This window comes from Mesorhizobium helmanticense, assembly GCF_003034915.1.
Taxonomy (GTDB): domain Bacteria; phylum Pseudomonadota; class Alphaproteobacteria; order Rhizobiales; family Rhizobiaceae; genus Mesorhizobium; species Mesorhizobium helmanticense.
This window is the reverse complement of the sequence record NZ_PZJX01000104.1, coordinates 1-1,315: the sequence shown is the minus strand read 5'-3', so window position 1 is coordinate 1,315 and position 1,315 is coordinate 1. Positions and strand designations below refer to the sequence as shown.

The window sequence follows — 1,315 nt, the reverse complement described above, 5'->3', positions numbered from 1 at the left end:
GTCCTCACCATCATGCTTCGCCACTAATTCCGAAGCTCCGGGAATGGCCTCGATCATGCGCGTAGCGGGACCGTCGGCTGCCTCGCGTTGCAGGAAACCCAGCATCATGCCAACGGCCTTGTCTGCGAGGGCCGGGTCGACGCCGACATTGGTGGCGATGCGTGATACGAATTCTTCCAAGGCAGGGCACCTTTCGTTTTATTGAGGTCAGAATGATTAGCTATGTTTGTCCCGCTCAAATGGTTGAGCGCAGCGCCAGTCTACGCCTCCGCAGTCTTACGCAAAAAACCTCTCAGGTATTGGTCGACCCTCTTGGCTATTTCCATGGACTTCACGTCTACAAGGCGCTGAAAAGGCACCGCAGCAATGATGGTGGTTACAAGTACAATGAGGACAGTGCTACTAGCCGCAAAGGCATGCCCCCATTGGATAGTCCAGAGATAGACAAGGCACCCGAGGGAGCAAAGGATAGGGAAATGAAGAAGGTAGACCGAGAACGACAATCGACCCAGGAGTGGGAAAAAGTATGACGAGAAGGCTCGCTGAAGCGATGGAAGCGCGAGAACGCTAGCGACAAGGAAGGTTGCACCGACGCAGTGCATTGCGTCCTTCAGGGGATTAAAGTCGATTGGGGAGAGTTTGATGATCGGCTCATACAAGATGTCGTTTGAGAAGCCGCCAAGATAGATGGCAGCAAGAAAGATTGCGATCTTAGCTTTGTGAGGCCATTTCGCTGGAGAAACGCGAGTCAGGAGGACGCCGACCCCGAACGACAAGGCGAAGGGCAGGTAAGCTATATGGACCGCAAAGGAGAGAGCCGCGGCAAAAACTGTGACGAGGGCGAAGGTGAACCACCTCGAAGCGAAGGCGAACATGAAGGCTAAGTATGAACCGACGAGCTCAATGGACATCGTCCAGAGTGGTGAATTAAGTTTGTTCTTACCGAGAAATAAGGACTCATATAGGGCCTCCTTGGCGATGGTCGCGGCCGTAATTGAGCTAGGGTAATACCAGGTCAGCCAGATCGAGCCCGTGAGTGGAGCAACTTCAAGATTTCTCATCAGCCCCATGGCAAAAATGGTACCGGCAAAAACGATTGAAGCCGCGATTGGAATGCCGAGGCGGGGTATCCGTCGGATTGCCCTGGATACAAGCACCGACGCATTTCCAGTGTCAGCAAAAGACTTGGTAAGGACGAAGCCGCTTAGAACGAAGAATACACAAACAGCAAAGCTTCCGTTGATAAGCATGCTGAATGGGGGGAAAGTTAGAAGCTGAGCAGGCCATCCGATTTCTGGCCACGCTGCTTGCGCCA

At 53.2% G+C, this 1,315-nt stretch carries 1 protein-coding gene and 1 pseudogene; both read right to left on the bottom strand.

The features are described from left to right. Positions 1–180: pseudogene (locus tag C9427_RS33485) on the bottom strand (hypothetical protein); the annotation flags it as partial. Between the two features lie 80 nt (positions 181–260). Continuing rightward, positions 261–1,315, bottom strand: a 1,055-nt coding sequence (locus C9427_RS33480) for an acyltransferase family protein (RefSeq protein WP_107653182.1), incomplete at its 5' end; no start/stop codon positions are given.